Here is a 24410-nt window from a genome sequence, read left to right on the forward strand (position 1 = left end):
ACTTCAACCGAGAGCAACACAATGACTGTTTTAACTATATTTTTTTGCGGCACTGGTTCCAATAAATTCGACGTTACCCACGAAAACTTCTGGGACGGCGAACTGATTTCCACCTTGGCTGCCAATCATACGGGTTACGAGTTCGCCGAATGGATCGTGGTCGATGGCCCCGGCAGCGGCAACATGCAGGCCGACGATCTATTCACCAAGACCAAGGAATACGGCATGAGCGGCACCTTGTTCGGCAAGGGCTGGGAAGAAAACGTGTTGCATGCGCTCAATATCATCAAGGGCAAGTGCGACTGGCAACGCGAGCAACTGACTGAAGCCGAATACAATCGGCTGAAAGCGGCCGGCATTCCGATCGAAGATGTAAAAGCCGAGGGTTCTTGGTTCTGGCGCAAATATAATTATGGTAATCGCAGCATTACCCAGCAGCAATTACAGGAAGGAATCATCAAAACCCACCGCAAGGATGGTGTTATTCCTACTCAAGTCAATCTCGTCGGTTGGAGCCGAGGCGGCATCAGTTGCCATATGTTGGCCAATGCAATGTTCAAGGACAGTCTGCTGAAAAACATCCCGGTCAATATCTTTGCGCTTGATCCGGTGCCAGGCATTGGTAACTTTCAGGAAGAGCGGGTCAAACTCGCGGGCAATGTCAAAGAGTATGTAGCGTTCTATGCTCGTGACGAACGCTCCAAAGGTTTCAGCTGCGTCATCCCACAGACCGCTACCGGCACTAAAACCTGCATCTATCCTATGGCTGGCCGCCACGCCACCATGGCCGGCAATGCCACCAGCAGCGGCGGCTTCCCGACCGGCGCCAATGATCTGAAAGCGCTGTCCGAGCCCGGACGCATCGTGCGCCATCTCGCTGAAACCTGCCTCAAACGCTGGGGCGTACGACTGCAAAAAACGTTGAATCTGACCCAGGCCGATCTGGAAAACCTCACCAACGGCATCGCACGCGATGAAGCCAAATACACACTGATGCACAAACATTCCTACACCTACTTCACCGAGCTGGACCAAGGCGAGCGCTACGTTTCGCTGGGCAGCAAAGGTGTACCGTTCACCAGCGTGAAGGGCGAGATCTACAAGCCGGCGACCGGCCTGGCAACCAGCTTGCTGGATATTTCGGCGTATCAGCATTTACGTTGAAAAACGATTAAAAATCGGTAGGAACGTCCGATGCAATCTTCATCCCGTTCCTACACGCCACGACTCTTTGTCGCCTATCGCGGCTTGAGGGCACAAATCTATAGTCGTGACTGTCGCTGGCAAATCAGCGGCTCGGGCTTGGTCACCCGGAGGGACACATAAATGTGTCCGTTGTATGCTGCCGACAGTTCAAATGTCTGCACGCTTAATGGTGACTGTATTTGGGACGCCTTTGAGCGTGCCGGACTTGTGTGTTCCTTCGGTTGACCAACCCGAACACAGTTCGCCTCCCATCGCTTGGTCACGGTGGGATGAATCCTCACGACATTTGGAATACACACTATGAAAGCATGGACCCCGTTTCCCCTTGATCGCTACCGCCCACTCGAATCCAACCTCACCGACACCAAGCCCCTGATCATCGACACAGAGGCCAACCCGCAAGACATCCTCGAATGCGCCGTCCAGCGCCTGCGCGCCTCCACCGACCTGCTGAAAACCCTCTACTGCCTCAGTTTCAAACAAGCCGACGTCGAAGACATTCCCACATCACCCACGCCCTTTACCTGCTGACCAAAGAAAGACGGCTTTAACCTGTTGCAGGTCGCCGAACAACGAATGCTCAACTGCAAAGCTCCAGTCTGAGGTTGAGTGATCGGATCGTCCCCATGTTCGACATGAGAACGATCACTTGCCAGTCATCTACTCAAATCCCTTCAGCATTGCTGGAAGGTAAGCCAATGGCGTACATTTACGATGATTTTTATTGAGACTCGAATCTTTACCCGTCGAGTAAATGAGCTGCTGGACGATGACACGTACGCCGCTTTTCAGAAGCAACTGGTTGTAAGCCCTTCGATCGGCGATGTAATTGAAGGCACAGGCGGGATTCGCAAAACCCGAATCGCAGCGAAAGGACACGGCAAGCAAGGCGGAGCACGGGTTATTTACTATCACTTCGTTTCGGCGTCACAAATCGGGTTATTGATGATCTACCCTAAAAATGAACAACACGATCTGTCCAGCGATGAGCGTAAAGCACTCAAGGTCTTGATCGAAAAATGGAGATGACCATGAGCAAATTTTTTGATGAGCTGATGGAAAGTGTGCAAGAGATGGACGAGATCGTACGAGGCGAGCGCACACCTTCTCGCGAATTCCACGTTGATGCATTGCAGGTCAAAGAAATTCGTAAAGCTACCGGTTTGACCCAGATCAAATTTGCGGCACTGATCGACGTCCAACTCGGCACTCTACGAAATTGGGAACAGGGCCGTCGCGAGCCAACCGGGCCGGCAAAAGCTTTGCTCAAGGCCATTCATAACGACCCGGTTCATGTTTTGAATGCATTGGCTCATTGAGAAAATGAACACCCACAAAAAAGCCGCCCCTAAGAGGCGGCTTTTTTATTCACCAGAACTAAGCCTTACAACTTAGGACCCGCAGCCTTGATCGCATCGCTCACTTCGAACTTCTTGAAGTTCTCGATGAACAGACCGGCCAGCGCCTTGGCAGCTTCGTCGTACGCAGCCTTGTCAGCCCAGGTGTTGCGCGGGTTGAGCAGGTTGGTTTCAACGCCCGGTACGGCCAGTGGCACGTCGAGGTTGATGGTGTCCAGGTGCTCGGTGGCGGCACCGATCAACGCGCCGCTCTGGATCGCTGCGATCACCGCACGGGTGGTCGGGATGTTGAAGCGTTTGCCGACGCCGTAGCCACCGCCGGTCCAGCCGGTGTTGACCAGGTAGACCTTGGAGCCGAAGCCGCGGATGCGCTTGATCAGCAGTTCAGCGTATTCGCCAGCCGGACGCGGGAAGAACGGTGCGCCGAAGCAGGTGGAGAAGGTCGACTTGATGCCGCTGCCCGAACCCATTTCAGTCGAGCCCACCAGCGCGGTGTAGCCGGACAGGAAGTGATAGGCCGCTTGTTCTTCATTGAGGATCGACACTGGCGGCAACACGCCGGTCAGGTCGCAGGTCAGGAAGATCACCGCGTTTGGCTCGCCGCCCAGGTTCTTCTCGGAACGCTTGGCTACGTGCTCCAGCGGGTAGGCCGCGCGGCTGTTCTGGGTCAGGCTGACATCGGCGTAGTCGGCATGCTTGGCGTCGTCGATGACCACGTTTTCCAGGACTGCGCCGTGCTTGATGGCTTTCCAGATGACCGGCTCGTTCTTCTCGGACAGGTCGATGCACTTGGCATAGCAACCGCCTTCGATGTTGAAGACAACGCCTTCGCCCCAACCGTGTTCGTCGTCACCGATCAGGTAACGGCTTTCGTCGGCGGACAGGGTGGTTTTACCGGTGCCCGACAGACCGAAGAACAGGGTCACGTCGCCTTCTTCACCAATGTTGGCAGCGCAGTGCATTGGCAGCACGTCAGCGGCCGGCAGCAGGAAGTTCTGCACGGAGAACATGGCTTTCTTCATTTCACCGGCGTAACGCATGCCGGCGATCAGCACTTTCTTCTGCGCGAAGTTGATGATCACGCAACCGTCGGAGTTGGTGCCGTCCCGCTCAGGCACGCACTCGAAGTTGGCGACGTTGAGCACTTGCCACTCTTCACGACCGGCCGGGTTGTACTGGGCCGGATTGATGAACAGGCAACGACCGAACAGGTTCTGCCAGGCAGTCTGAGTGGTCATTTTCACGGCCAGGTAGTGATCTTCAGCCGCACCTACATGCACGTGGGAAACAAAGTGCTCTTGCGCGTTGTTGAACGCCTCGACACGAGCCCACAGCGCGTCGAACTTGTCGGCCGGGAACTTGCGGTTGATCGGGCCCCAGGCGATAGCGGCCTGGGTGGAAGGCTCTTCAACGATGAAACGATCGACTGGCGAACGACCGGTACGGTGACCGGTGCGAACGACCAGAGCGCCGGTATCGGCAAGCTCGCCCTCACCGCGTTGCAGGGCTTCTTTTACCAGATCATCAACACTCAGATCGGTGTACACGGCGTTATTGGCTTGCGTCATGAGGTTCCCCGTCGGCCAGTGGCCGAGTGTGCTCCAAACGTTTTGTAGTAGAAAGTCGTGCACTACTACCGCGAAAAAAGTGGGCCGGATTATGCCAGAAAAGCCCAAAAAGAGTAGGGTCCTCCCGTCGTAACGGCGAAATTCCGTCGTTACGCAGTGAATTTACCTGCGCTGAACCGTTTTAGTGCCGGGTATCTGACGGCGTGTCGACGCCTGCGCCAGCAAACAATTGAGCAATATCGGCCGCGTCGAACAGGTAACGCTGGTTGCAGAACTGGCAATCGATCTCGACTTCGCCACCCCTTTCGGCCACCAGTGCCTGCGCATCTTCCAGACCCAGACTGACCAGCGCATTGCCCGAGCGTTCCCGCGAGCAGCTGCAACGGAAGCGCAAGGTCTGCACATCGAACAGGCGCACCTGCTCCTCGTGGTAGAGGCGGTGCAGGACGGTTTCGTTGTCCAGGCTGAGCAATTCGTCGGCAGTCAGGGTGCTGGCCAGTGCGGTGACGTGCTGCCAACTGGCGGCGCGCTCTTCTTCGTCTTTCAGACGGTCGGCCGGCAGTTGTTGCAGCAGCATGCCGCGGGCACGACGGCCGTCGGCGAACAGCTTGAAGCGCGTGCCGACCTGTTGCGACATGACGAAATAATTGGTGAAGCATTCCGACAGGGTTTCACCATCGAGGTCGACAATGCCCTGGTAACGCTGGCCGATTGTCGGGTCGACGGTCAGGGTCAGATCACCGCCCGGCATCAGGTCGGCAAGGGTCGCGTCCGCGGCGATCTGCTCGGCGTTGTAACGCGCCAGGCCACGGATCTCGCGCTCGCTGGAGCATTCGATCATCAGCAGCGGAATCGGCCCTTCGGAGCGCGCCTGCAGAATAAGCAAACCATCGAATTTCAGCGTGCCCACCAGCAGCGAGGCGGCCGCCATCAGTTCGCCCAGCAATTGCGCGACCGGCTCCGGGTAGGGGTGCTTGGCGAGAACTTCGGCGTAGCTGCGTTCCAGCGCCACCAGTTCGCCGCGAGTGTCGCTGTCATCGAAGATGAAGCGTTGGGTGTAGTCGGTATCCGGTAGGTCGGTCATAGGTCTGGGTATCTGAATTGATGACAAAATGGTTACAAAAGTTGAAAATCCCGCACTTATCCGCACCCATTTGGTGCGAAATGTTCAGCCACGGGAGGCATTTTATGAACAATCCGGGTTTGTTCCAATCAAGGTGGAACCTCGGCCGGCTGGTTCTGTGTAACGTAGTGCCATTGGCGCTACTGGCTTTCTGGTTATGGCCTACAGGCCAGATGCTGTGTGTGATTTTCGACGAGTGGCTGTTCCGCTCACTCAATGCACCACTGGCCAGCAACCCCATATGGCTCCACATCTGGGCAATTGCAAGTCTGCGTCCATTCGACATCGTCGTCGGTCTGATCCTGCTGACGCTGCTGATCAAGGGTGACTGGGTGTTCAAGGCGATTGATGTACGTCGCGCCTTTTTCGGTTTTTTCTCGATTCTGCTGTTGATGGTGGTGATTCGCGCGCTGTTTTCCAAATTCGCCGACTACATGGACTGGCAGCACAGCAGCCCATCGATGGTGCTGGAAGGCGCGGTGCACCTGAGTGACTACTTCCCGCATCTGGAAAAAGCCTGGGAGCTGAAGGATCGCTCGAGCCAGAGCTTCCCCGGTGACCACGCTTCGGTGTTGCTGATCTGGGCGCTGTTCATGGGCGTGTTCAGCCGTACTGTCGGCCAGTTCCTGACGGTCTGGGGCCTGGCGTTGCTGTTCATGCTGCCACGTCTGGTAGCCGGTGCGCATTGGGGTCAGGACGATTACATCGGCGGCATGCTGCTGGCGGTGTGGGCGTTGGGCTGGGGTTACTACACACCGTTCGCTTATCACGCCGCCAATTTCTGGCTGAAGGTGACTGCGCCGGTTTTCCATCTGCTGGGCAAGCTGCCGGTGATTTCGCGGATGAGTGTGGTGTCTGCCGCGAACTGACAGTTTGTACACACCTGTGGCGAGGGAGCTTGCTCCCGCTTGACTGCGCAGCAGGCTCTGGACCAGTCGACTCGGTTGTATTGTGAAATACATGATCGACTGGATTGGGAGTCCTTCGGCCTCCAGCGGGAGCAAGCTCCCTCGCCACAATGGTGTGCCGTGCCGGTCAATCGCTATTGCTGTTGCCACGAAATTTAAACAGATCCCGCCGCTGCTTCTTGCTCGGCTTGCCGTCGGTACTCACACCTAACGCCCCGGCCTTGCGCATCGCCGCAGCCGCTTCACGTTTGGCAATACTCGCCTCGGTCTCGGTATACAGCGTCTGCGCTTCGGGTGCGCCGCGACGCACGATCGACAAGGCTTCAACCCTCACCGTGCGCTCTTCAAAACCGGTCCGGATTTCGAACTCATCGCCAATGCGTGGCTCTTTGCCAGGCTTGCAGCGCTCTCCCCGGCAATGCACCTTGCCACTCTCGATGGCCGCTTTGGCCAGAGCCCGGGTTTTATAAAAACGCGCCGCCCACAACCATTTATCGAGACGGACCTTGTCGTCCTCTTCGCTTTTTTGTGCCATGGAATTTCCTCATTCTGAAATATTGATGAACTGTACTACCGTTTCTGTCATGCCATGAATTACCCGGTCCCGGATTACAATGCGCACCAGCCGATACCTGCTTGAAGCGTCGGCGATCCGGGCCGTAGAAATCTGTCGCCTTTTAACCCTTATTCTGCGTGAATACCGCGATTCGGCCGTACGCGGCCCGAGCGGTTTCTGCCGGTTGATTACCTTTGAAGACATTTGACCATTTGACCGTTGTCGGTCTGCGCGAGTGGGTGGCGCTCCCCGATCTGGGAGTCGCCGGCCTGCGGGCGAAAATCGATACCGGCGCCAGCACCTCCAGCCTGCATGCCACCGACATCGAACCGTTCGAACGCGACGGCGAGAAGTGGGTGCGTTTCACCGCGCACCTGGGCACCGTGGTGCAGTTGCGTCACCGCCGCTGCGAAGCGCCGCTGGTGACGCGCAAAACCATTAAAAGCTCCAACGGCCAGGCGCAGGTGCGCTATGTGATCAGCACCACCCTGGCCCTCGGTGATCGGGTCTGGGCAGTCGAGTTCACCCTCGCCTGCCGCAAGTCCATGCGCTATCGCCTATTGCTCGGCTCCAAAGCTCTGATCGACGGCCAGTTGGTAGTCAATCCGGGTATCAAATATGTACAAGACAAGCCGGTGTTCCCGGTATCTACCTCCTCCACAGGTGTTGCATGAAGATCGCTGTGCTGTCGCGGAATCCGCGTCTGTATTCCACCCGTCGTCTGGTCGAGGCCGGCACCGAGCGCGGGCATGAAATGGTGGTGATCGACACCTTGCGCGCCTACATGAACATCGCCAGTCACAAGCCGCAGATCCACTACCGCGGCAAGCCGCTGGAAGGCTTCGACGCCGTGATCCCGCGGATCGGTGCGTCGGTGACGTTCTATGGCTGCGCGGTGTTGCGCCAGTTCGAAATGATGGGGGTGTTTCCGCTCAACGAATCGGTGGCCATCGCCCGCTCGCGGGACAAACTGCGTTCGCTGCAACTGCTGTCGCGGCGTGGCATCGGCCTGCCGGTCACCGGCTTCGCTCACTCGCCGGATGACATTCCCGACCTGATCGACATGGTCAACGGGGCGCCGCTGGTGATCAAGGTATTGGAAGGCACTCAGGGTATCGGCGTGGTGCTGTGCGAAACCGCGACCGCAGCCGAATCGGTGATCGAGGCGTTCATGGGCCTGAAGCAGAACATCATGGTTCAGGAATACATCAAGGAAGCAGGTGGTGCGGACATCCGCTGCTTCGTGGTCGGCGACAAGGTGATCGCCGCCATGAAGCGTCAGGCCAAGCCGGGCGAGTTCCGCTCCAACCTGCACCGTGGCGGCAGCGCCAGCCTGATCAAGATCACCCCGGAAGAACGCATGACCGCGTTGCGTGCGGCCAAGGTCATGGGGCTGGCAGTGGCGGGGGTGGATATCCTGCGTTCGAACCATGGGCCGCTGGTGATGGAAGTGAACTCGTCGCCGGGTCTGGAAGGGATCGAGACCACCACCGGCAAGAACGTGGCGGGGATCATCATCGAACACCTTGAGAAGAATGGCGGGCCGAACATGACCCGCACCAAAGGCAAAGGCTAAAGCGAGGAGCAAGAGCCCTCACCCTGACCCTCTCCCAAAGCGAGAGGGGAATGATTGGGGGATGCTTAAAAGATACGCCGACCTGATCCTGCTGTGCCGAATCCACAATCGCCCCAGTCTTTCAGGTCGATGTATGACGCCAGACACCTCGGTCAGCTCCCTCTCCCTCTGGGAGAGGGCTGGGGTGAGGGTTTTATGGTTTAAACGGCATCCCGAGGCAACATCAGCCCCAGCGGCAACCTGACTCGCGCTTCCAATCCCCCCCCGGACCGGTTACGCAATTCAACATTGCCGCCATGCATCGAAGCAATCCGCTTCACGATCGCCAGCCCCAACCCCGTACCTTTGCCACCCCGGGCGCGGTCGCCACGGGTGAACGGGTTGAAGATCGCCTCCAGCTCCGACGGATCAATCCCCGCCCCTCGGTCCATCACGCTCAGCACCACGTACGGCGCGCTGGTGTCACCGGACACATAAGCCGCGACCTCGACGCCACTGCCGGCATGGTTCAGGGCGTTGCCGATCAGGTTGTTCAGCAGGCGCTTCATTGACACCCGGCGCAGTGGAAACGGCTGGATCGGTTCCAGACGCAAACGCACTTTCTCTTCGTTCTGGTTGTACGGCGCGGCCACTTCACGCACCAGATCGCTCAGGTCGACCTCCTCCACCGACTCGTCGCGACCATCGCGAATGAACGCGAGGAACTGGTCGAGAATCGCGTCCATGTCTTCGATGTCGCGCACCATGTCGTCGGTCAAATCGTTGCGATCGCCCATCAGTTCCAGCGACAGACGCAAGCGCGTCAGCGGCGTGCGCAAATCATGGGACACCCCTGCCAGCATCAACTCACGCTCGCGACCGGCCTGTTCGACGTCTTCGGCCATCTGGTTGAAGGCGCGATACACCTCGGTCATCTCGCTCGGTGTGTCGCTGATCGGCAGACGTACGCTGCGGCCCTGACCGAGTTGTCGGGCGGCGTACACCAGGCGCTTCAATGGCTGGTTGAGCTGGCTGACGAAAATCCAAGCCGAGGCGGTGGACAGCAAGCCGATGGCGAGGAACCAGCCGAGCACGTTCCAGATTTTCTGGCCGCGCAATGGATGCGGGTACAGCGGCACTTTCAGCCAGCCGTCACCGAGGCTCGGCGCACGCACCCACAGCGCCGGCGGCGAGTGCATGCGCAAGCGCACTTCGGTGTCGGCACCCAGTTCTGCCTGCATCTGCCGCTGATAGATTTCACTGTACGGCCAGTGCTGTTCGCCCTCCGGCACACCGGCGCCGACCACCCGGATCAGGGTCGCGGCATCGGCGATCTTTGCGCGATTTTCTTCATCGGCCGCCCAATAGGCGCGCAACGTCAGGGCGACGCCGTGGCTGTATTGGCGATCCACCAGCACGTCCTCGTTCATCAACAGATAAACCAGGGTCAGCGCCTTGGAAAACAGCACGACGATGAGCACCAGCCACAGGGTGCGGGAGAAAAAACTTTGGGGGAACCAGACGGGGGTTTTCATCGATAACCGTTACACACTTGCAGGAGCGAGCAATGCTCGCATATTGCGGATTGCGAGTCTGCGTAGAGGGTTGTTCAACCCGATCGGCGCAGACCCGCTCCTACAAATCGCCGATCACTTGGTAGCGGCGCCATCCGGTACGAACACGTAGCCCACGCCCCAGACCGTCTGGATGTAACGCGGTTTCGACGGATCGGGTTCGATCATCCGGCGCAGGCGGGAAATCTGCACATCGATGGAACGCTCGAGGGCATCCCACTCGCGGCCACGGGCCAGGTTCATCAGTTTGTCGCGGGTCAGCGGCTGCCGCGCGTTCATCACCAGCGCCTTGAGTACCGCAAACTCACCGGTGGTGAGCATGTGCACTTCGTCGCCACGCTTCAGTTCGCGGGTTGCCAGCGACAACACGTAATCACCGAAGGTGACGTTTTCGTCTTCGCTGCCCGGCGCGCCCGGCACCGGTGCGGCCTGACGCCGCAGAACCGCTTTGACGCGAGCCATCAGCTCATCCGGGTTGAACGGCTTGGCCAGGTAGTCATCGGCGCCCAGTTCCAGGCCCTTGATGCGGCTCATCTCATCGCCCTTGGCGGTGAGCATGATGATCGGAATCTGATTGTTCGCCGCCCGCAGGCGACGGCATGCAGTCAGGCCGTCTTCGCCCGGCAGCATCAGATCGAGGACGACCAGATTGAACACTTCACGCGACAGCAGACGGTCCATTTGCTCGGTGTTCGGAACGGCACGGGCACGGTAGCCCTTGCTGACGAAGAAACGTTCCAGCAGGCTGCTCAGCCCCGGATCGTCGTCAACAATAAGAATTTTTTCGCCTTCAGCATTGTTTGCAGTGCTGCTCATTGGATGCTCCTTTTAGCTCGGCGCGCATTATGGCGTAGCTGCCGTTATACGCACCGTGTGCATTGTTAGCAGATTTTTCCTTCACTGCCAGAAAACCGGGGTATCTACCTACAGACTGCTACACCCCCGAATGACAGAACGCTGGTTATAATGCGCGGCGTTTTGTGCCAGGCAACGTCTGAATCGTTACCGCAGGTGGCCGGGCTTTTTTACCGGTGGCCGCAGTAATTGTTCGATTTCACGGGTCAATGGGGTGCCTTTTGACCCAGGCAGCGGCAATTTTCTAGCCGCTCAACCAGACTCCGGGCCTTTGTTTCCGTGCCTGCGAGCCTGCTTTCACAATATGTCAGGTGGTTTTATGGACAGCATCAACAGCCGCATCGCCGAGGAACTCGGCGTACGCCCGCAACAGGTCGAAGCGGCCGTCGCGCTACTCGATGAAGGCTCTACCGTTCCCTTCATCGCCCGTTACCGGAAAGAAGTCACCGGCAGCCTCGATGACACCCAGCTGCGTCATCTGGAAGAGCGTCTGCGCTACCTGCGAGAACTCGACGAACGGCGCATCAGCATCCTCGCCAGCATCCAGGAGCAGGGCAAACTCACCCCTGCCCTCGAACGCGATATCAAGCTCGCCGACACCAAGACCCGCCTCGAAGACTTGTACCTGCCGTACAAGCAGAAGCGCCGCACCAAGGGCCAGATTGCCCTGGAAGCCGGCCTCGGCGAGTTGGCCGACGGCCTGTTCAACGATCCGAATCTGACGCCGGAAACCGAAGCCGCACGTTTCGTCGACGCCGAGAAAGGCGTGGCCGACGTGAAAGCTGCGCTGGAAGGCGCCAAGTACATCCTGATGGAACGCTTCGCCGAAGACGCCAGCCTGCTGGAAAAGCTGCGTAACTTCCTCAAGCAGGAAGCGACCATCAGCGCCCGCGTCATCGCCGGCAAGGAAGAAGAAGGCGCGAAGTTCCGCGACTACTTCGAACACGACGAGCCGCTGAAAAGCATGCCATCGCACCGCGCACTGGCGATTTTCCGTGGCCGCAACGAAGGCATCCTCAGCTCCGCGCTGAAAGTCGGCGACGAACTGCCGGGCACCATGCACCCGTGCGAAGGCATGATCGGCCAGCAATTCGGCATCCAGAACCAGAACCGCCCGGCCGACAAATGGCTCGGTGAAGTGGTGCGCTGGACTTGGAAGGTCAAGCTCTACACCCACCTGGAAACCGACCTGCTTGGCGAGCTGCGCGACGGCGCCGAAACCGAGGCGATCAACGTCTTCGCCCACAACCTGCACGACCTGCTGCTGGCCGCGCCGGCCGGCCCGCGTGCCACCCTGGGCCTCGACCCGGGCCTGCGTACCGGCTGCAAAGTCGCGGTGGTCGACTCCACCGGCAAACTGCTCGATCACGCCACGGTTTACCCGCACGTGCCGCACAACAAATGGGATCAGACCATCGCGATTCTGGCCGCCCTGTGCGCCAAGCACTCGGTGGACCTGATCGCTATCGGCAACGGCACCGCCAGCCGTGAAACCGACAAGCTGGCCATCGAGCTGATAAAAAAATACCCAGCGATGAAGATGACCAAGGTCATGGTGTCCGAGGCCGGCGCCTCGGTGTACTCGGCGTCGGAACTGGCGGCCAAGGAGTTCCCGGACCTGGACGTGTCGATCCGTGGCGCCGTTTCCATCGCCCGTCGTCTGCAGGATCCACTGGCCGAGCTGGTGAAGATCGACCCGAAATCCATCGGTGTCGGCCAGTACCAGCACGACGTGTCGCAGCTGAAACTGGCGCGTGGTCTGGACGCGGTGGTCGAGGACTGTGTGAACGCCGTCGGCGTCGATGTGAACACCGCTTCGGTGGCCTTGCTGGCGCGGATCTCCGGCCTCAACGCGACCCTGGCGCAGAACATCGTCGCCCACCGCGACGAACACGGCGCCTTCAAGACCCGTGCAGCGCTGAAGAAAGTCGCGCGTCTGGGCGAGAAAACCTTCGAACAGGCCGCAGGCTTCCTGCGCGTGATGAACGGCGACAACCCGCTGGATTCCTCGGCCGTTCACCCGGAAGCCTATCCGCTGGTGCAGCGCATTGCCGCTGAAACCGACCGTGACATTCGCTCGCTGATTGGTGACGCCGCGTTCCTCAAGCGTCTGGATCCGAAGAAATTCACCGACGAAACCTTCGGTCTGCCCACCGTCACCGACATCCTGCAAGAACTGGAAAAACCCGGTCGCGACCCGCGTCCGGAGTTCAAGACTGCCGAGTTCCAGGAAGGCGTCGAAGATTTGAAAGACCTGCAACTGGGGATGATCCTCGAAGGCGTCGTGACCAACGTGACCGCGTTCGGCGCGTTCGTCGACATCGGCGTGCATCAGGACGGCTTGGTGCACATCTCGGCGCTGTCGGAGAAGTTCATCAAGGACCCACGCGAAGCGGTGAAGGCCGGTGACGTGGTGAAAGTGAAGGTCATGGAAGTCGACATTCCGCGCAAACGCGTCGGCCTGTCGATGCGCATGAGCGACACCCCGGGCGAGAAAATCGATGGCGCCCGTGGTTCGCGTCCGGGCTCGGCACCGCGCCAGTCATCAAACAACGCGCCACGCAAGGAAACGGCCACCGCCGCGCCGGTGAACAACGCCATGGCTTCGCTGTTCGCTAACGCCAAGCAGCTGAAGAAACGCTGATGGAAGTTCCGGCCGGGCTCGTCGAGAGCGCGTTTTTCAAGCTGTTGGGCTGCCGCCTGCACAGCCTGGAAACCGGGGTGGCGCAAGTCGCCCTGGTGCTGGAACCGCAACTGCGCAATCGCGGCGGCAAATTGCACGGTGGCGCGCTGTTCAGTCTGGTCGATATCGCCATGGGGCTGGCCTGTTCCAGCACCCACGGCTTCGATCAGCAGAGCGCGACCATCGAGTGCAAGATCAACTACATCCGCGCCGTATCCGACGGCGAGGTGCTGTGCACGGCGCGGGTGATCCACCCGGGCCGCCGCACGCTGGTGGTCGAGGCCGACGTGATGCAGGGCGACAAACTGGTCGCAAAAGCGCAAGGCACGTTCGCTGTCCTGTAGATGTTGTTCATCATTTTGAGTTAATTTCGGCGCAACGAACCTTGTGGGAGCGAGCTTGCTCGCGAAGGCGGTGTGTCAGGCAACCGAAATGTTGACTGATAAACCCTCTTCGCGAGCAAGCTCGCTCCCACAGGGATTGTGCAGTTCCTGACTGACCGGCAAATGGCCTGCCGCTACAAAACCAGGCGATAACGCCAGTTTCAACTTCACCCTTGTAGACCGTCCTGCCCACCCCCATATTGGGGCGACTGACGCGTGAAGGAATCCAAATTGAGCGAACTTCTCAACCGCCGCCTGGCTCTGCTCGGCGAGCGCGCCAACCTCTCTCTGCTCGAACAGTGCCTCCACGGTATCGAACGTGAATGCCTGCGCGTGACCAGTGAAGGTCGTCTGGCGCAAACGCCGCACCCGGAAGCCTTGGGTTCCGCGCTGACCAATGAACAGATCACCACCGACTATTCCGAGTCGCTGCTGGAATTCATCACCCCCGCCCTGCCCGATCCAGCCGATACACTGGCGAGCCTGGACAAGATTCATCGCTTTGCCTACAGCAAGCTCGGCAACGAGTATCTGTGGAGTCCATCGATGCCGTGCCCGTTGCCGGCCGAGGAAGACATCCCGATCGCCTATTACGGCACCTCCAACATCGGTCAGCTCAAGTACGTTTACCGCAAGGGCCTGGCCCTGCGGTACGGCAAGACCATGCAGTGCATCGCCGGGATTCACTACAACTTCTCGCTGCCGGAAAAACTCTGGCCGCTGCTGCGCGAAGCCGAGGGTTTCGTCGGCACCGACCGCGATTTCCAGTCGTCGTCCTACATCGCGCTGATCCGTAACTTCCGCCGTTACAGCTGGCTGCTGATGTACCTGTTCGGCGCCTCGCCAGCGCTGGACGCAGGTTTCCTGCGCGGTCGCTCACATCAGCTGGAACAACTGGACCCGGACACCCTGTACCTGCCGTATGCCACCAGCCTGCGCATGAGCGACCTCGGTTACCAGAGCAACGCCCAGGCCGGCCTGACGCCGTGCTACAACGATCTGGCGAGCTACACCGACAGCCTGCGCAAGGCTGTGGCCACGCCGTATCCGCCGTATGTGGAAGTCGGCACGCACCAGGATGGCGAGTGGGTGCAGTTGAACACCAACATCCTGCAGATCGAAAACGAGTACTACTCCAACATCCGCCCAAAACGCGTGACCTACACCGGCGAGCGACCGATCCAGGCCCTGATGGCCCGGGGCATTCAGTACGTCGAAGTGCGTTGCCTGGACATCAACCCGTTCCTGCCGATGGGTATCGATGTCACCGAATCGCGCTTCCTCGACGCGTTCCTGCTGTATTGCGCGCTGAACGACAGTCCGCTGCTGACCAACACTTCGTGCGGCAATGCCACTTCGAACTTCCTCAGCGTGGTCAAGGAAGGTCGGCGTCCGGGCCTGCAATTGCAGCGTGACGGCGAAGCGGTCGAGTTGAAGGTCTGGGCAGCCGAGCTGCTGGAAAAAATCGCCCCGCTGGCGGCATTGCTCGATCAGAGCCATGGCGGCGACGCACACAGCAAGGCGCTGGATGCGCAACTGGCCAAGGTCAAGGATTCGTCCCTGACCCCGTCGGCCCAAGTGCTGGCGGCGATGGCTGAGTACAAGGAAAGCTTCGCGCAATTCTCCCTGCGTCAGAGCCAGGCGCATGCCGAGTTCTTCCGCAGCGAGCCATTGGCGGCGGATGAACAGGCGAAGTTCGAGGAGCTGGCGCGTTCGTCGCTGGCGCAACAGGCGGAGCTGGAGCAGAACGAGGTTGGCGATTTCGATGTGTTTGTCGGGTCGTATCAGGCGAGCATTTTGGCAATCAGCAACTAACCACTATTCCCTGTGGCGAGGGAGCTTGCTCCCGCTCGGCTGCGCAGCAGTCGCAACTTCAGTCCCCCGGTGCATCAGCAGCACCGTGATGAATTGATATGGGAGTCCTCCGGCCTCCAGCGGGAGCAAGCTCCCTCGCCACAATGACCTCACCCACAATCCCTCACGCCTTAGATTTTTCCGCTCATAAGCTAAGTCTAAAAAGTTATTTATTTTTAGATTCTTAGATCATTTAGTCTCCTTTCACGCCGATCATCGGTCGCCTGATTTGGAGCACTCCCCATGAAACTGAATTTCCCGCTTCGCCTGCTGGCCGTGGCCTCGTTGGCTGCTGCGAGCTTTCTGGCGCAGGCCGCCGACCTCACCGTCGCCTACCAGACCACCGTTGACCCGGCGAAAGTCGCCCAGGCCGATGGCGCCTACGAGAAAGCCACCAAGGCCGACATCAGCTGGCGCAAGTTCGATAACGGCGCCGACATTATCGCCGCCATCGCTTCCGGTGACGTGCAGATCGGCTACCTCGGTTCCAGCCCGCTGACCGCTGCGATCACTCGCAAGGTGCCAGTGGAAACCTTCCTTATCGCCACCCAGATCGGCGCCGCCGAAGCACTGGTCGCCCGCGACGGTTCCGGGATCAAGACCCCGCAGGATCTGGTCGGCAAGAAAATCGCCGTGCCGTTCGTGTCCACCGGTCACTACAGCCTGCTCGCGGCGTTGAAGCACTGGAACATCGATCCGTCGAAAGTCACCGTGCTCAACCTCGCCCCGCCAGCGATCATCGCCGCGTGGAAACGCGGTGATATCGACGCCACATACGTGTGGGATCCGGCCCTCGGTGTCGCCAAGGAAAACGGCAAAGTGCTGATCACTTCCGGTGAACTGGCCAAGTTCGGCGCGCCGACCTTCGATGCCTGGATCGTGCGCAAGGACTTCGCCGAGAAGCACCCGGAAATCGTCACCGCGTTCGCCAAGGTCACCCTCGACGCTTACGCCGACTACCGCAAGGATCCCAAAGCCTGGCTCGCCGATCAGTCCCACGTCGACAAACTGGTGAAGCTCTCCGGCGCCAAGGCCAGCGACATTCCGCTGCTGCTGCAAGGCAACGTCTACCCGCTGGCGGCTGATCAGGTGATCACCCTCGGCGCGCCGACCACCAAGGCCATTACCGACACCGCCGCGTTCCTCAAGGAGCAAGGCAAGGTCGAAGCCGTCCTGCCGGACTACGCGCCGTACGTCAGCGCCAAATACATCACCAACTGATCGGGAGTTCACTGCGATGGCCTTGCTACAGCTGGAGCGCATCAGCGCACAGTATCCCGGCAGCCCGGAACCGGTACTGGCGGACATTTCCCTGACCCTCGGGCCACAGCAATTGCTGGTCGCCCTCGGCCCGTCCGGCAGTGGCAAGACTTCGCTGTTGAACCTGATTGCCGGTTTCGTCGAACCCAGCGCCGGGCGCATCACCCTCGACGGCGTGCCGGTCAGAGGCCCGAGCGCCGAACGTGGCGTGGTGTTCCAGGATGATGCGCTGCTGCCTTGGCAGGATGTGCTGGCTAATGTGGCTTTCGGTCTGGAACTGGCTGGCGTTGCCAAAGACAAACGCGAACAGCGCGCCCGCGAGATGCTCGCGCTGGTCGACCTCACAGGTTTTGAACACCGCCGTATCTGGCAACTCTCCGGCGGCCAGAAGCAGCGCGTGGGCCTGGCCCGCGCGCTCGCCGCTGACCCGCGCGTGCTGCTGATGGACGAACCCTTCGGCGCCCTCGATGCGTTCACCCGCGAGCAGATGCAGGAGCTGTTGCTGCAAGTCTGGCAGCGCACCGCCAAACCGGTGTTCCTGATTACCCACGACATTGAAGAAGCAGTGTTCCTCGCCACTGACCTGATTCTGCTGGCGCCGAATCCGGGGCAGATCGTCGAGCGTTTGCACCTGGATTTCGGCCAGCGTTACGCTGCTGGTGAATCGGCGCGGGCGATCAAATCCGACCCGCGTTTTATCGAAACCCGCGAGCACGTGCTGAGCAAAGTGTTCTCGCAACGCAGCGCCGTGCAACGGCAGGAGCGCGCATGAGCAGTTACGACGTTTCCGCCCCCGCCGTGAAAAGCCCATCGGTGGCAATTCCCGTGCGGCGCAGCCTCAGCACCCGCTGGATCAGCCTGCTGACCCTGTTCGCCTTGCTGGTGATCTGGTGGGCCGTAACCGCCACCGGTTTGATCGAACCACTGTTCCTGCCACCACCGTCCGCCGTGCTGCAAAAAGGCTGGTTGCTGGCGACCACCGGTTACATGGATTCGACCCTGTGGCAGCACCTGGGCGCGAGCCTGAGCCGCATCGGTCTGGGCCTCGGCTTCGCGATTCTGACCGCAGTGCCGGTGGGCATCGCCATCGGCGCCAACCGTATTGCCCGTGGTGTGCTTGATCCGTTGATCGAGTTCTACCGGCCGATTCCGCCATTGGCTTATCTGCCGCTGATCGTGATCTGGTGCGGCATTGGCGAGTTGTCGAAAGTGCTGCTGATCTACCTGGCGATTTTCGCGCCGATCGCCATTGCTACCGCGACCGGCGTGCGTACTGTAGACCCGGCGAAATTGCGCGCCGCGCAGTCGCTCGGTGCCACTCGCGCACAACTGATTCGCCATGTGATTTTGCCCAGCGCCCTGCCTGACATTCTCACCGGTGTGCGCATTGGTCTGGGCGTTGGCTGGTCGACCCTGGTCGCCGCCGAACTGATCGCCGCCACCAGCGGTTTGGGCTTCATGGTGCAATCGGCCGCGCAATTTCTGGTCACCGATGTGGTGGTGCTGGGAATTCTGGTGATCGCCCTGATCGCCTTCGCCATGGAAATGGGCCTGCGTGCGCTGCAGCGCAAACTGGTGCCGTGGCACGGCCAGGCGCACTGACATATTTGATGTGAATCCCCTGTAGGAGTGAGCCTGCTCGCGATTGCGGTGTGTCATTCACCCCAGCATTGACTGCCAGCCTGCAATCGCGAGCAGGCTCACTCCTACAAAAGCTCTATCCCCGAATTCGAAGAGTAAGACCATGAGCAGCCTGACAATCACCCCCTTAAGCTCGGCCCTCGGCGCGCAAATCAGCGGCGTCGACGTCAGCCAGCCGTTGAACCTGGAACAGCGCGATGCCATCGAGCAGGCGCTGCTCAAGTATCAGGTGCTGTTCTTCCGCAACCAGCCGGTCGAGCCATCGCAACAGGCGCGTTTCGCCGCGTATTTTGGCGACCTGCATATTCACCCGATCTACCCGAACGTGCCGGAGCAGCCCGAAGTACTGATCCTCGACACCGCCGTCACCGACGTGCGCGACAACGCGATCTGGCACACCGACGTGACCTTCCTGCCGACCCCGGCGATGGGCGCAGTGCTCAGCGCCAAACTGCTGCCGGAGTTTGGCGGCGACACCCTGTGGGCCAGCGGAATTGCCGCGTATGAAGCGCTGTCGGCACCGATGAAAAAGCTGCTCGAAGGCCTGACCGCGACGCACGATTTCACCCGTTCGTTTCCGCTGGAGCGTTACGGCAACACCCCAGAAGCCCTGGCACAGTGGGAAGAGGCGCGGCGCAAGAATCCGCCGCTGTCACATCCAGTGATCCGCACGCACCCGGTGAGCGGACGCCGCTCGTTGTTCGTCAACGAAGGCTTCACCTCGAAGATCAACGAGCTGTCGGACACCGAGAGCGAGGCGATTCTGAAATTCCTGTTCGCCCACGCAACCCGGCCGGAGTTCACCATTCGCTGGCGCTGGCAGCAGGACGACATTGCGTTCTGGGACAACCGCGTGACGCAACATTACGCGGTGGATGATTACCGCCCGGCGCGGCGGGTGATGCAGCGGGCGACGGTGTTGGGGGATGTGCCGTTCTTCAGATAAGACCCGATTTCCTCGTTGTCTGAACTGGCCCCTTCGCGGGCAAGCCCGCTCCCACAGGTACAGCACCGTTCACAGACTTTGTGTACGACTGGAATCCTGTGGGAGCGGGCTTGCCCGCGAAAGCGTCAGAGCAGGCGCCGAATAATTCGGCGCCAGTCACTTATTCAGCGGTCGACGGTTTCTCCCAAAGATTGATCCCGCCCTCCTGGGCAAACCGGTCGATCTCCGCCAGTTCCTCGGCACTGAAACTCAGGTTCTTCAACGCCCCGACGTTCTCGATGATCTGCTCTGGCCGGCTCGCGCCGATCAGCGCCGAGGTCACCCGTGGATCACGCAGGGTCCAGGCCAGCGCCAGTTGCGCGAGGCTCTGGCCGCGACGTTTGGCGATCTCGTTCAACGCACGCACGTGGGCAATGTTGGCCTCGGACAAGTGCGAAGCCTGCAGCGAACTACCGCCCGGACGATTGACCCGCGCATCCGCCGGCACGCCGTTGAGGTACTTGTCGGTCAGCAGACCTTGCGCCAGCGGCGTGAACGCAATGACGCCAGTGCCGAGTTCGTCGGTGGTGTCGAGCAGGTCTTTTTCCACCCAGCGATTGAGCAGGTTGTACGCCGGCTGATGAATCAGCAGCGGCACTTTCCACTCCTTGAGCAGCGCTGCCATTTCACGGGTTTTCACCCCGGAGTACGACGAGATACCGATGTACAACGCCTTGCCCTGCTGCACGGCGGTGGCGAGGGCGCTGGCGGTTTCTTCCAGCGGGGTGTCCGGGTCGAAGCGGTGCGAGTAGAAGATATCCACGTAGTCCAGACCCAGGCGCTGCAGGCTCTGGTCGAGACTGGCCAGCACGTATTTGCGCGAACCGCCGCCCTGGCCGTACGGGCCAGGCCACATGTCCCAACCGGCCTTGCTCGAGATGATCAGCTCATCGCGGTACTGCTTGAAATCTTCACGCAACAAACGACCGAAATTGATCTCGGCGCTGCCGTACGGCGGGCCGTAGTTGTTGGCGAGGTCAAAGTGGTTGATGCCCAGGTCGAACGCGGTACGCAGCAGGGCACGCTGGGTGTCGATCGGCGTGCTGTCGCCGAAGTTGTGCCACAGGCCCAGCGACAGCGCCGGCAACACCAGACCGCTGCGGCCGACGCGGCGGTAAGGGATGGAGTCGTAGCGGTTTTCGGCAGCGGTGTAAGTCATCGAATCCTCTCTTGTTTGATTGACAGCAAATTGAGGGTGAATTTCAACTTTGTGGTGAGGGGATTTATCCCCGATGGGCGGCGTAGCCGTCCCAAAAAAATCGCGAATTTGAATGCAGATTTGGGGGTGGCTTTCGCCACCCATCGGGGATAAATCCCCTCACCACAGGGTGTTTACACAAATTTGTTTATGGGTCGGGCAAGGCCGAGGTTCTCGCGCAACGTCCGGCCCTCATACTCGGTTCTGAACAACCCACGCCGTTGCAGTTCCGGGACCACGCCCTGGGCGAAATCTTCCAGCCCGCCCGGAAGGTGCGGTACCAACACGTTGAAACCATCCGCCGCGCCCTGCTCGAACCATTTCTGCAAGCGATCGGCGATCTGCGCCGGGGTGCCGACCAGGCTGTAATGCCCGCGCCCACCGGCAATCCTGCGGCCCAATTCGGCGAGGGTCAGGTTCTCCCGCCCCGCCAATTCAGTCAGCAATTTCTGCCGGCTCTGCTGGCCGCTGTCGGTCAGAGGCAACTCCGGTAGCGGTCCGTCCAGCGGGTACTTCGACAAGTCGAAGTTGCCCAGCATACGCCCAAGCAAGGCGACGCCAACCTCCGGTTCGACCAATTGCTGAAACGTTTCACATTTTTCCTGCGCTTCGGCTTCTGTCTGCCCGACGACGACAAACACCCCGGGCATGATCTTCAGCGAATCGGCACTGCGTCCGTACTTGGCCAGGCGCCCCTTGAGGTCGGCGTAGAACGCCTGCGCGCCGGCCAGCGAAGTCTGCGCGGTGAACACCACTTCGGCGGTCTGCGCCGCCAATTCACGCCCGGTTTCAGACGAGCCTGCCTGCACGATCACCGGTTGCCCCTGCGGCGAGCGCGCCACGTTCAGCGGGCCTCTCACCCGAAAGTGCTCACCGACGTGATCCAGCACATGCAATTTTGCTGGGTCGTAATAAGCGCCACTGGCCTTGTCGCGGACAAAAGCATCGTCCTCCCAACTGTCCCACAGCCCGGTGACCACTCGATGAAACTCGCGAGCGCGGCTGTAGCGTTCGGCGTGGCCGAGGTGTTCGTCGCGACCGAAATTCAGTGCCTCAGCGGCGTTGTCCGAGGTCACCAGATTCCACCCCGCACGCCCGCCGGACAGATGATCGAGCGAGGCGAATTTGCGCGCCACGTGGTACGGCTCGTTGTAGCTGGTGGTCGCCGTGGCGATCAGGCCGATGTGCTCGGTGACCGCGCTCAGGGCCGAGAGCAAGGTCAGCGGTTCGAAGTGATCCGAACGCGCCATGCGGCTGGCGATTTCCTGAGTCGGCGCGGCGACGCTGTCGGCGACGAACAGCGTGTCGAATTTCGCTGCCTCGGCAATCTGCGCCAGACGCTTGTAGTGGGCGAAATCCAGACCGGCATTGGCCGGCACCTGCGGGTGCCGCCACGCGGCGATGTGGTGCCCGGTGGCCATGAGAAACGCGCCGAGTTTCAGTTGTCTGCTCATCTCAGAAATCCTTGCGCAGTTGCACGCCGAAGTAGCGCTCGTCATCCCGTGGCACGGCGCGGTAGATGTAGCTGCCGCCGCTGGCCAGCAACGGTGAGTAGGACTTGTCGGCGAGGTTCTTGCCCAGCAGCGCCACGCGCCAGCCGTTGCTGTAATCGGCGAGAGCGACGCTGGCGTTCCAGATGCCGTAGGCGCCCTGCTTGGTATCGGCGTTCTGGCTGATGTCGTACTGCACTTCGCTCTGCCAGCTGTAGTCGGTGTCGAATTCGATATCGAGGCCGTTGTCCAGCGGGATGCTGTAGTCGGCGCGCACGTAGCTTTTCCAGTCCGGACTGAACGGCAACGGCTTGCCATTGACGTTGCACGACGCCGCCGCACCCGCCGGGCAGCTGAATTGGTCGATGCGGGCGCGGGTGTAGGCCAACGCACCGGAGAACTTCAATTGCTGGGTCGCCTGCAAGGCGTAATCGAGTTCGACGCCTTCAGTGCTGACGCTGCCGGCGTTGATCAGACGCGTCACCACTTGCCCGGCGACCGTGTCGAAAAAGTTCGCCTGGTAGTTGTCGTAATCGCTGTGGAACACCGCGAGGTTGGTGGTCAGCCGGTTGTTCCAGCTGGTGGCCTTGATCCCCGCCTCCCAGGTGTTCGAGGTCTCCGGCTTCAGCGCCTCGGTGTCACGCGGCTGCATGTTGAAGAACACGTTGTAGGCCGGGCCTTTGTAGCCGCGCGAGTAGGTCAGGTAAGTGGTGACCGTTTCGCTGAGGTCGTACTGCACGCCGAGCCGACCGGACCAGCCGTCCTCGTCCACCGAGCCGGAACTGCTGGTTGCAGGTTGAATGCCGCTGACCGTGGTCGCCGAGGTCGAGACGCGGCGGTGATCGTATTCCAGATCATCGTGCGTGTAGCGCAGGCCGGCGATGCCACGCAGGTCCGAGGTGAAGTTCAGCGTGGCTTCGCCAAACGCCGCGTAGCTGTCGCTGGTGGTGCTGTAATCGGCGACGCCACGGTCGGTACGCGTGGTGGTGGTCAAGGTGCGCTGATAGGTCTCGTCGTCCTTGCCGTGCATGTAGAACAGGCCGCCAACGTATTCGAGGAACTCACCTTTCGGCGAAGCCAGGCGCAGCTCCTGCGAGTACTGATCAAAAGCCAGATCACCCTTGTCGGCGGTACCAGGGAACGCTGCGCTGATCGTGCTCAGCCGATCGCCGTCCTGATACTGGGTGTTGTCCCAGCCGCGCCATGCGGTGATCGAGGTCAGTGTGTAATCGCCCAGTTGCCAGTCGAGCTGGCCGGACAGGCCTTTGTTGGTGTCCTCGACGTGGCTGCGGGTGTCGGTGTTGATGTCGCGGTTGTGGCTGGTCGCGTTCACCGGGCTCAGCGCGTTGGCGAAGGCCGGGGTCAGCGACTTGCTGACCACGCCGTTGGGACCGTCATCGTGGGACTGCATGTAGTCGGCGATCAGGGTGAAGGTGATGTCGTCATTGGGCGTGAATTCGAGTTTGCCGCGCACCCCGCGATGGTTGTAACCGTTGACCTCCTGGCCATTGTTTTTGTTGTCGACGTTGCCGTCGTAACTACCGAACAGGGTGCTGATCGAACCCTTGAGCGTGTCCGGAATCAGGCTGCCGCCGATGCCGAAACGGGTGCGGCTTTCGTTGCCGCTGTAGTACGACTGGTCGATGTAACCGTGGGTCTCGTTGGTCGGCGCCTTGCTGGTGATGTTGAGCACACCGGCCGAGGCGTTCTTGCCGAACAGCGTGCCTTGCGGGCCACGCAGCACTTCGACGCGTTCCAGATCCAGCAGATCAAGGGTCGATTGACCGGGACGCGCATAGACCACGCCATCGATCACCGTGGCCACTGTTGGCTCGACGCCGGGCGAGGTGGAAATCGTGCCGACGCCTCGCACAAACAACGAGGTGTCCTTGTTCGACGCACCGGTACGGAAATTCAGCGACGGCACTTGCTGGACGATGCTCGCCACGCCGTTGCGGTTGTCGCGCTCCAGTTGTTCGCCGTCGATCACCGACACTGCCACCGGCACCTTCTGCAGCGACTCTTCGCGGCGGGTGGCGGTGACCGTGACGGACTTGAGGGTCGGCTCTTGATCGCTGCTGTCGGCGGCAAAAGCATTGGGCAGCGGCAACACTGCCAGCCCGGTAAAAATCCAGCCAGCGGCGCGAATCGACTGCGCCAGTGTGTGTGTCGCCCCAGGAATGTTGTGCATGGTTGCCCGCTCGAAATTGGCC

Annotated in this window: 21 protein-coding genes and 1 pseudogene; 14 read left to right on the top strand and 8 right to left on the bottom strand. The window is 60.3% G+C overall.

Annotation, left to right across the window (positions count from 1 at the left end):
* The first annotated feature begins 21 nt into the window (after nucleotides 1-21).
* The 4 genes and pseudogenes from PMI25_RS19150 (at nucleotide 22) to nadS (ending at nucleotide 2525) form a co-directional block, all read left to right on the top strand.
* Nucleotides 22-1164: a hypothetical protein gene (locus tag PMI25_RS19150; protein WP_007964679.1), complete on the top strand. Its 1143-nt coding sequence runs from the start codon at nucleotides 22-24 to the stop codon at nucleotides 1162-1164.
* A gap of 342 nt (nucleotides 1165-1506) precedes the next feature.
* A pseudogene (locus PMI25_RS19155) lies at nucleotides 1507-1809 on the top strand (hypothetical protein).
* Nucleotides 1810-1920: 111 nt separating this feature from the next.
* A complete protein-coding gene (locus PMI25_RS19160) occupies nucleotides 1921-2235 on the top strand; it encodes a type II toxin-antitoxin system RelE/ParE family toxin (protein WP_007964684.1) in 315 nt (104 codons plus the stop codon).
* Between the two features lie 2 nt (nucleotides 2236-2237).
* The gene (nadS, locus tag PMI25_RS19165; protein WP_007964686.1) at nucleotides 2238-2525 is read left to right on the top strand and encodes a NadS family protein; all 288 of its coding nucleotides are present in this window, start codon (nucleotides 2238-2240) and stop codon (nucleotides 2523-2525) included.
* A gap of 65 nt (nucleotides 2526-2590) precedes the next feature.
* On the opposite strand, the gene PMI25_RS19170 is transcribed toward nadS, so the two are convergent.
* Together PMI25_RS19170 and hslO are read right to left on the bottom strand one after the other, a co-directional pair.
* Nucleotides 2591-4132: a phosphoenolpyruvate carboxykinase gene (locus PMI25_RS19170; RefSeq protein ID WP_007964688.1), complete on the bottom strand. Its 1542-nt coding sequence runs from the start codon at nucleotides 4130-4132 to the stop codon at nucleotides 2591-2593.
* A gap of 181 nt (nucleotides 4133-4313) precedes the next feature.
* On the bottom strand, nucleotides 4314-5216 hold the full coding sequence (gene hslO / locus PMI25_RS19175; RefSeq protein ID WP_007964690.1) for an Hsp33 family molecular chaperone HslO: 903 nt from the start codon (nucleotides 5214-5216) through the stop codon (nucleotides 4314-4316).
* A gap of 104 nt (nucleotides 5217-5320) precedes the next feature.
* On the opposite strand from hslO, the gene PMI25_RS19180 reads away from it, so the two are divergent.
* A complete protein-coding gene (locus PMI25_RS19180; protein ID WP_007964692.1) occupies nucleotides 5321-6124 on the top strand; it encodes a phosphatase PAP2 family protein in 804 nt (267 codons plus the stop codon).
* A gap of 166 nt (nucleotides 6125-6290) precedes the next feature.
* Here PMI25_RS19180 and PMI25_RS19185 read toward each other — a convergent pair whose 3' ends face one another.
* Nucleotides 6291-6698, bottom strand: a complete 408-nt coding sequence (locus PMI25_RS19185; protein ID WP_007964694.1) for an RNA-binding S4 domain-containing protein — start codon at nucleotides 6696-6698, stop codon at nucleotides 6291-6293.
* A 215-nt stretch (nucleotides 6699-6913) separates the two neighbouring features.
* Here PMI25_RS19185 and rimB point away from each other — a divergent pair, with 215 nt between their 5' ends.
* A complete protein-coding gene (gene rimB, locus PMI25_RS19190; RefSeq protein ID WP_003220644.1) occupies nucleotides 6914-7393 on the top strand; it encodes a retropepsin-like aspartic endopeptidase RimB in 480 nt (159 codons plus the stop codon).
* Nucleotides 7390-8295 (top strand): 30S ribosomal protein S6--L-glutamate ligase, encoded by a 906-nt coding sequence (gene rimK / locus PMI25_RS19195; RefSeq protein ID WP_007949201.1) that lies wholly within the window; start codon nucleotides 7390-7392, stop codon nucleotides 8293-8295. Before rimB ends, rimK begins: the two co-directional genes overlap by 4 nt.
* 200 nt (nucleotides 8296-8495) lie before the next feature.
* On the opposite strand, the gene PMI25_RS19200 is transcribed toward rimK, so the two are convergent.
* Entirely contained in the window at nucleotides 8496-9809 is a 1314-nt protein-coding gene (locus tag PMI25_RS19200; RefSeq protein WP_003220639.1) for an ATP-binding protein, read from the bottom strand.
* A 114-nt stretch (nucleotides 9810-9923) separates the two neighbouring features.
* Nucleotides 9924-10664: an osmolarity response regulator transcription factor OmpR gene (gene ompR, locus PMI25_RS19205; protein ID WP_007964700.1), complete on the bottom strand. Its 741-nt coding sequence runs from the start codon at nucleotides 10662-10664 to the stop codon at nucleotides 9924-9926.
* Nucleotides 10665-11022: 358 nt separating this feature from the next.
* On the opposite strand from ompR, the gene PMI25_RS19210 reads away from it, so the two are divergent.
* The 7 genes from PMI25_RS19210 to tauD all read left to right on the top strand — a co-directional run bounded on the left by PMI25_RS19210 (nucleotide 11023) and on the right by tauD (nucleotide 19470).
* A complete protein-coding gene (locus tag PMI25_RS19210; RefSeq protein WP_007964702.1) occupies nucleotides 11023-13347 on the top strand; it encodes a Tex family protein in 2325 nt (774 codons plus the stop codon).
* On the top strand, nucleotides 13347-13730 hold the full coding sequence (locus PMI25_RS19215; RefSeq protein WP_003220635.1) for a PaaI family thioesterase: 384 nt from the start codon (nucleotides 13347-13349) through the stop codon (nucleotides 13728-13730). Before PMI25_RS19210 ends, PMI25_RS19215 begins: the two co-directional genes overlap by 1 nt.
* A gap of 270 nt (nucleotides 13731-14000) precedes the next feature.
* A complete protein-coding gene (gene gshA / locus PMI25_RS19220; RefSeq protein ID WP_007964704.1) occupies nucleotides 14001-15584 on the top strand; it encodes a glutamate--cysteine ligase in 1584 nt (527 codons plus the stop codon).
* Between the two features lie 282 nt (nucleotides 15585-15866).
* Complete coding sequence (tauA, locus tag PMI25_RS19225; protein WP_007964707.1) at nucleotides 15867-16844, top strand: taurine ABC transporter substrate-binding protein; 978 nt, start codon at nucleotides 15867-15869, stop codon at nucleotides 16842-16844.
* A gap of 16 nt (nucleotides 16845-16860) precedes the next feature.
* Entirely contained in the window at nucleotides 16861-17655 is a 795-nt protein-coding gene (gene tauB / locus PMI25_RS19230) for a taurine ABC transporter ATP-binding subunit (RefSeq protein WP_007964709.1), read from the top strand.
* On the top strand, nucleotides 17652-18485 hold the full coding sequence (gene tauC, locus PMI25_RS19235; protein ID WP_007964710.1) for a taurine ABC transporter permease TauC: 834 nt from the start codon (nucleotides 17652-17654) through the stop codon (nucleotides 18483-18485). Before tauB ends, tauC begins: the two co-directional genes overlap by 4 nt.
* A 142-nt stretch (nucleotides 18486-18627) precedes the next feature.
* Nucleotides 18628-19470, top strand: a complete 843-nt coding sequence (tauD, locus tag PMI25_RS19240) for a taurine dioxygenase (protein ID WP_007964711.1) — start codon at nucleotides 18628-18630, stop codon at nucleotides 19468-19470.
* 160 nt (nucleotides 19471-19630) lie between these two features.
* On the opposite strand, the gene mgrA is transcribed toward tauD, so the two are convergent.
* The 3 genes from mgrA to PMI25_RS19255 form a co-directional block, all read right to left on the bottom strand.
* A complete protein-coding gene (mgrA, locus tag PMI25_RS19245) occupies nucleotides 19631-20668 on the bottom strand; it encodes an L-glyceraldehyde 3-phosphate reductase (RefSeq protein ID WP_007964712.1) in 1038 nt (345 codons plus the stop codon).
* A 173-nt stretch (nucleotides 20669-20841) separates the two neighbouring features.
* Nucleotides 20842-22161 (bottom strand): LLM class flavin-dependent oxidoreductase, encoded by a 1320-nt coding sequence (locus PMI25_RS19250; protein WP_007964713.1) that lies wholly within the window; start codon nucleotides 22159-22161, stop codon nucleotides 20842-20844.
* 1 nt (nucleotide 22162) lies between these two features.
* Nucleotides 22163-24388, bottom strand: a complete 2226-nt coding sequence (locus PMI25_RS19255; protein ID WP_007964714.1) for a TonB-dependent receptor — start codon at nucleotides 24386-24388, stop codon at nucleotides 22163-22165.
* Nucleotides 24389-24410 lie beyond the last annotated feature (22 nt).

It is taken from the genome of Pseudomonas sp. GM30 (assembly GCF_000282275.2).
Lineage (GTDB): Bacteria > Pseudomonadota > Gammaproteobacteria > Pseudomonadales > Pseudomonadaceae > Aquipseudomonas.